Origin of the sequence: Komagataeibacter europaeus LMG 18890, from assembly GCF_000285295.1 — a bacterium.
In the GTDB taxonomy this organism is placed as follows: Bacteria; Pseudomonadota; Alphaproteobacteria; order Acetobacterales; family Acetobacteraceae; genus Komagataeibacter; species Komagataeibacter europaeus.
In genome coordinates this window covers 1-5010 of sequence record NZ_CADP01000156.1, presented here as the reverse complement: position 1 = coordinate 5010, position 5010 = coordinate 1, and the positions used below count along the sequence as shown (strand labels likewise).

Sequence of the window (5010 nt, the reverse complement as noted above, 5' to 3'; positions counted from 1 at the left end):
TTACGGCATCATAGCTTCCTTCATATCCTTCCTCACGCAGCAGTTCGAACAGACGGATGAGGCTCAGCCGTTCGCGGGCCGGACGCGCCACGTTCTCCTCAAGAAGAGCGCACAATCTTCCCTCCCATGGACCAATCCGGGGAAGAGGCTGTCGTTCTCGGTGATAGTCAAAAGACGTCTGTCCCGACCGGATCACCTTGCGTACCGTCTGCCGCGATATCCCAAGGTCCCGGCAGATCGCCTTGATCGCCTTTCCTTCGACAAAATGCGCGCGACGGATCTTTCCAATTGTTTCCACAACAAGCATCCCAAACCGGGCCTCCATTCAGCATGAAGGCCATCGTGAACCCGTTTCTCAGAAAGGGGTCGTTTTTGGCTGCCTGTCCCTCTTCCGAAGGGGTCACTTTTCCATGCCGCTTAACACCCAGATCGGGATTACGCGTCCCATCACCGTGCTGGCGGGAAGCGGGCCGAAATAGCGCCCGTCCAGACTGCGCGGTTCTGCCGGATTCATGACGAAAATCTCGTCCTGTTCCAGACGACGACATCCCTGCCAGACGGGCAGCGGACGGCCCCGATGATCACGGGTCAGCGCGTCGCCGACGGGCCTGCCATCAATCGTGATACTGCCGTTTGTCCGGCATACGGTCTGTCCTGGTAGGGCCGCGACGGGTTTGAGCAAGGGCGCCGAACGGCAGATAGCCGCGCTGTGACAGCAACAGGGCCAGCCGGTCGGGCAGGCGCAGGGCGGTAAGATCCCCGACATGCAAGCCACCTTCAGCACGCAGCCGATACAGTCCCACCGGGACGCTGGCCGTCTCGTTCCACAGCAGCCGGGGCGCAACATGCATTGCGGCGGACACACCCACCGCCAGCACCACGAAATACGTGGCAACGAACCAGGCGCGCCGGGTCATGACACCAGCCTCGCACGCTTCAGCCATGCCGCGTGCAGGGTCTGTGTGTAGGGTCGTGGTTCCTGTCCGGCGGTGATGCGGTTATGGACATGCCGCCAGTGATCGGGAGAGACGGCGCAGGGATCGAAGCCGAAGCGTTCGATCTGGTCGATCACCTCCAGAACATGCTTCACCTGCGGCCAGCCCGATACGTCGAACAGCAGGTCGCCACCGGGCCAGACAAAGGGCACGGTCTGAAAAGCGGTACCCCGTTCCACGGTGCGCACGATGGCGAGACAGGAGACGACCGTGCCGTAATCATTGGCGGCCCAGCGGATGAAGCCGAATGTGCTGCCGGGGATGAAACTCAGCAGGCGGCGGCGTTTGTCGAGCACGCGGTCGGAGACCGGTCTGCCGAACCTAATCCAGTGTTCGATGCGCTTTTCGATGAAGGTTAGTTCGACCGTGGTCAGATTCGGATCATCTGCCCTCATGATCTGTTCCTCCGCGAGGGCATCTCACGCAGGGCGGCGACATAGTTGTCGTCGGAAGTGTTGCGGCAGCGATGGCGCTGAAGCCATGCTTCCACATCCTCGCGCAGATAAAGGACGCGAAAGCCGACTTTCAGAAACGGTGGACCGCCGCCGGTGCAGCGGTATTTTTCCAATGTGCGAATGGAGACACCGATCAGTTCGGCAGCCTCGCCTCCGCGCAGGTAGGGACGCAGGATACGCGCCGGGGACGTTGGCGGGCGTGCTGGGACAGCGATTTCGGGCATCGGTTGTGTTGACGGCACGGGTGCGCCCGCTTTGGGTTTCGGGATGTCGGTCATGAAAGCCTCCCTGTGCGTGTGGCTTGCTCCGGGTGCGAAGCTGAGCCGGTAAGGGGAGGCTGCCGGGAAAGAGGCGGTCTGGGAGTGGAGGAAATGACGTGCGCGAATTCCTCCACCCCAATAGCGTAATGGAGCGCAGGATAAGGCCGGAAAGGAGGGTGGTCAGAGTCCGTCCAGTAGCGAGAGATATCCGCCATGGACAAGTGCGCTGCCTTCGTCACGCAGGCTGCGGGCCATGGTACGCAGGGCGGAATCGCGCCACATATCGTCGGGCATGGTCCGGGCGTCCGGGTCGAGCAGTTCTGATGCAATGTCGCGCAGGCTGGCACCCGCCGCATCGAGATCGAAGGCATGCAGGCGTAGGGCAAGCTGCCGCCAGCGTGTCGGGGTAATCCGGCGGGGATGGCGTGCTGGCAGGCGATAGCCCAGCACATGGGCACAGAAGCGGGCGGCCTCATCGCTTCGTCGGCGGTAGGAGAGATCAATGGGGATATGGACTGCCGGGCAGGCGGCGGCCGCGCCATGAAGGGAAAGACTGAACGTGGCGGAGGGCGTCGCTACCACGATGGCACGGCCCAGGTGGTCGGCCTGATCGAACAGGGGATGGCCCAGTGACCGCCATGAGGGAAGGGCAGGCGGGGCGAAGCCGTCAACAGAGTGCGTCACACTGATGACGCTGGAGGTGACGCCCGGTCGCCAGATCACGGGCACGCGGGTGACGGGTATTTTCGGGTTATGAGGGAAAACGTATCCTCCAGCGCTGGCAGAAGGCATCCCATTCCGTGTTGGGATTGGGTGCGCCTGCTGCGATCAGACGCGCCGTCTCGGCGTGATCCTTGCGATAGGTGGCCCAGCGCCGCATGAAGGCTCCGGCGAAACCGGCTTCATCCAGGCGTTTGAGAGCGGTACGGTCGGTCTCTGATTGCCAGACGTCGAGCGGCATGGGGCGGCCTCCCGGATCAGGTCCGTTTGTCGCTGATTTTGTGAGAAGCCGAGGATTTCAGAAACGGAACGAGCCTGCATAGAGCGAAGGTCGCATCACGTAACCGCATGATTCACTTCATGAAAGGGAGGATCCTACGGAAGAGGAAGGCTGTCGGTGCCGCGCGCCTCAGTGTCCGCTTGGGAATGTAGAGAATACTCCGTGGTTAAATACTCTGCAAGAGGTTGCCTTGTTTCGTATGAACATACGGGAGATTCTGGCAGCAAACCTCAAACGATACCGGCGTGAGCGTGGGGTGTCGCAGGAGGAACTTGCTCATCTTGCTGAGATCGACCGGACCTACATCAGTTCGCTGGAGAGGTGCCAGTATGCGGCTTCCATTGAGGTCGTGGATCGGCTGGCCCGAGCACTGGGCATAGATGCTGCGGATTTGTTAAGAGGAACAGTATAAAAAATCAATATATGTGATATTTAATAAATATTATAGTAATTTTTCACATAATCGGAGATGAACATGACGCTGTCATGTTCATGCCCTTAAATAAAACTCGTTATATCATATATATATTCTAGCGTGATGTGACATCATTGCAGAATATTCTGCATTCTTTGATATTTTTTCGCTAATTATTTTAGCTATTGCCTCTCTTTTTTCTTCGCTTGTCGATTTTCTTAGTGCTTCCACTAAATAATATAGATCATTTTTCCTATTTTTTCTGTATTCAATTAGTTCTGAACGATTCAATTTTAACGTCGTCTCGCTCATAAAAGCAAGATCGCTTCCCGGTTTTGGAATTATAACTGGGCCTTCAAACGTAAAATGGTCATCTGGATTTGTCTCATACGGGTCTATTACTTCTTTTTTTCCCTTATTTATATTGCATACTTCACATGCGAGAGTTAGATTTTCCCATTTAAAGGACAATTCAGGCTTAGAAGACTTGGGCGTAATGTGTTCAACATGCCCAAATCCAGTATGTAAGAATATGCTTTCACAATAAGCGCATTTTTTAAATGTTTCGGATTTAAGGGCATCTTTTATTTCATGATGTCGATAATGGCTTTTCTCTGTTGCCGTGGGATCTTCTCCTTTTGCTATTTTTTCTAGCACAACGCTGGTCCATGTTGCAGCATTTTTGCTCAAAACTTCGGGTTCGGGACCTTTTTGTAATTCAATCATATCAGTTTGCAATCTTGGAGATGACTTCGGGAAAATGTTCATCCAGTCCCAATTGGCGGAGTTCGCCACGCATTTTGTCTAATGATTCTGTAGAAAATGGTTCTTCTCGATACCGGTCGATGATAGTCTCAATCTCGTCAGCAACCCAATCTGGAATTGTTACGGGTACACCCAAGACATTTCGCAGAACTTCACTTTCTGTTCCAGATTTTGTAAATAAATCTAACCTTTGACTAAATACAAATCTTTCTTCATCTTGCTTGTATATTCCATGCTCTAATGGTATGGGATTTTTTCCATGTATGCGCTCATTTTTATATTGAAGAACGTACACGTATGATTCTTTAACTGAAGAAACTATAAAGGGGCTATGCGTGGACACTATAAATTGTGCATTAGGAAATGCATCAAGAAGACTATTCATGAGTTTTCTTTGCATTGACGGATGGAGGTGATTTTCTGGCTCATCTATTATTATAGTAAATTTATTTTTCCCTATAGAATATAGATATATTTGCCAGGCAAGGTCTAATAACGAGGATACTCCTCCTGAAGCCTCATCTATGAGCCACTCTCCTGTATCTGTAATCATAACAATGTCAGGAGTTCTAATGGACAGCTGTTTGAATCCCAAAGACTCTGGAAGTATTTTTTTTAAAATATCTATAAATCCATTATAAGCGTCTGATAGTGCTGGTATTGGAGGTGAATTAATATTGCCTGGGCCAAACATTGCCATGGAAATTAATGATTGCTTCATTTTCATGTTCGGCGATTCGTTACTATATGTACCGTTCATTTTGTTCTTAAAAATCGCTAGCCACTGTCTAATGGCTATGTCTGGCATCATTGGTTCTGTTGGTATTTGAGTTACCTTTTGGTAGGACTGTGCATATCTATTGGCACCAATGAAAAGACCATCAAGGGGAATGGATTTGTTAAAAAATGTATTGTACTGACTAAGAGATCCGATATTTATTTCAATATTTGTTTCTTGTCCGGAATTGTAACGAAGGCTACCTATTTTGAATGTTTCTCTGTTTTGGTGAGGGAATTTTGTTATCTTTTCTATGTATTGCTCATCATGTCCTTCTATTCCAAATAGATACTTATAAACTAGGGCCTGTTAGATCTTAAAATACTTCCTATATTGTATGGA

Annotated in this window: 7 protein-coding genes and 2 pseudogenes; 1 reads left to right on the top strand and 8 read right to left on the bottom strand. The window is 51.6% G+C overall.

Annotated elements, in window-relative coordinates:
• The 6 genes and pseudogenes from GEU01_RS25975 to GEU01_RS25580 form a co-directional block, all read right to left on the bottom strand.
• Positions 1-307, bottom strand: a pseudogene (locus GEU01_RS25975) (IS21 family transposase); the annotation flags it as partial.
• A 93-nt stretch (positions 308-400) separates the two neighbouring features.
• Positions 401-917: pseudogene (locus tag GEU01_RS23440) on the bottom strand (S26 family signal peptidase).
• A complete protein-coding gene (locus GEU01_RS19445) occupies positions 914-1390 on the bottom strand; it encodes a DUF2840 domain-containing protein (RefSeq protein WP_019087391.1) in 477 nt (158 codons plus the stop codon). Before GEU01_RS19445 ends, GEU01_RS23440 begins: the two are co-directional and overlap by 4 nt.
• A complete protein-coding gene (locus tag GEU01_RS23435) occupies positions 1387-1728 on the bottom strand; it encodes a helix-turn-helix domain-containing protein (RefSeq protein ID WP_019087390.1) in 342 nt (113 codons plus the stop codon). Before GEU01_RS23435 ends, GEU01_RS19445 begins: the two co-directional genes overlap by 4 nt.
• Before the next feature lie 162 nt (positions 1729-1890).
• Positions 1891-2433 carry a DUF2285 domain-containing protein gene (locus GEU01_RS24055; RefSeq protein WP_157212899.1) on the bottom strand — a complete coding sequence of 181 codons (543 nt, stop codon included), beginning with the start codon at positions 2431-2433 and terminating at the stop codon, positions 1891-1893.
• A gap of 28 nt (positions 2434-2461) precedes the next feature.
• Positions 2462-2671 (bottom strand): transcriptional regulator domain-containing protein, encoded by a 210-nt coding sequence (locus GEU01_RS25580; RefSeq protein ID WP_019087388.1) that lies wholly within the window; start codon positions 2669-2671, stop codon positions 2462-2464.
• 238 nt (positions 2672-2909) lie between these two features.
• Between GEU01_RS25580 and GEU01_RS19425 the strand changes: the two genes are divergently transcribed.
• The gene (locus GEU01_RS19425; protein ID WP_019087387.1) at positions 2910-3122 is read left to right on the top strand and encodes a helix-turn-helix domain-containing protein; all 213 of its coding nucleotides are present in this window, start codon (positions 2910-2912) and stop codon (positions 3120-3122) included.
• 105 nt (positions 3123-3227) lie between these two features.
• On the opposite strand, the gene GEU01_RS25055 is transcribed toward GEU01_RS19425, so the two are convergent.
• The gene (locus tag GEU01_RS25055) at positions 3228-3851 is read right to left on the bottom strand and encodes an HNH endonuclease (protein WP_157212898.1); all 624 of its coding nucleotides are present in this window, start codon (positions 3849-3851) and stop codon (positions 3228-3230) included.
• A gap of 1 nt (position 3852) precedes the next feature.
• Positions 3853-4617, bottom strand: a complete 765-nt coding sequence (locus tag GEU01_RS25050; protein WP_157212897.1) for an AAA family ATPase — start codon at positions 4615-4617, stop codon at positions 3853-3855.
• Positions 4618-5010 lie beyond the last annotated feature (393 nt).

Excerpts from the sequence above, each read along its gene's own strand:
- GEU01_RS19445 (WP_019087391.1), bottom strand. The coding sequence starts at position 1,390 with ATGAGGGCAGATGATCCGAATCTGACCACGGTCGAACTAACCTTCATC.
- GEU01_RS23435 (WP_019087390.1), bottom strand. The coding sequence starts at position 1,728 with ATGACCGACATCCCGAAACCCAAAGCGGGCGCACCCGTGCCGTCAACA.
- GEU01_RS25580 (WP_019087388.1), bottom strand. The coding sequence starts at position 2,671 with ATGCCGCTCGACGTCTGGCAATCAGAGACCGACCGTACCGCTCTCAAA.
- GEU01_RS19425 (WP_019087387.1), top strand. The coding sequence starts at position 2,910 with ATGAACATACGGGAGATTCTGGCAGCAAACCTCAAACGATACCGGCGT.
- GEU01_RS25055 (WP_157212898.1), bottom strand. The coding sequence starts at position 3,851 with ATGATTGAATTACAAAAAGGTCCCGAACCCGAAGTTTTGAGCAAAAAT.
- GEU01_RS25050 (WP_157212897.1), bottom strand. The coding sequence starts at position 4,617 with ATGAAAATGAAGCAATCATTAATTTCCATGGCAATGTTTGGCCCAGGC.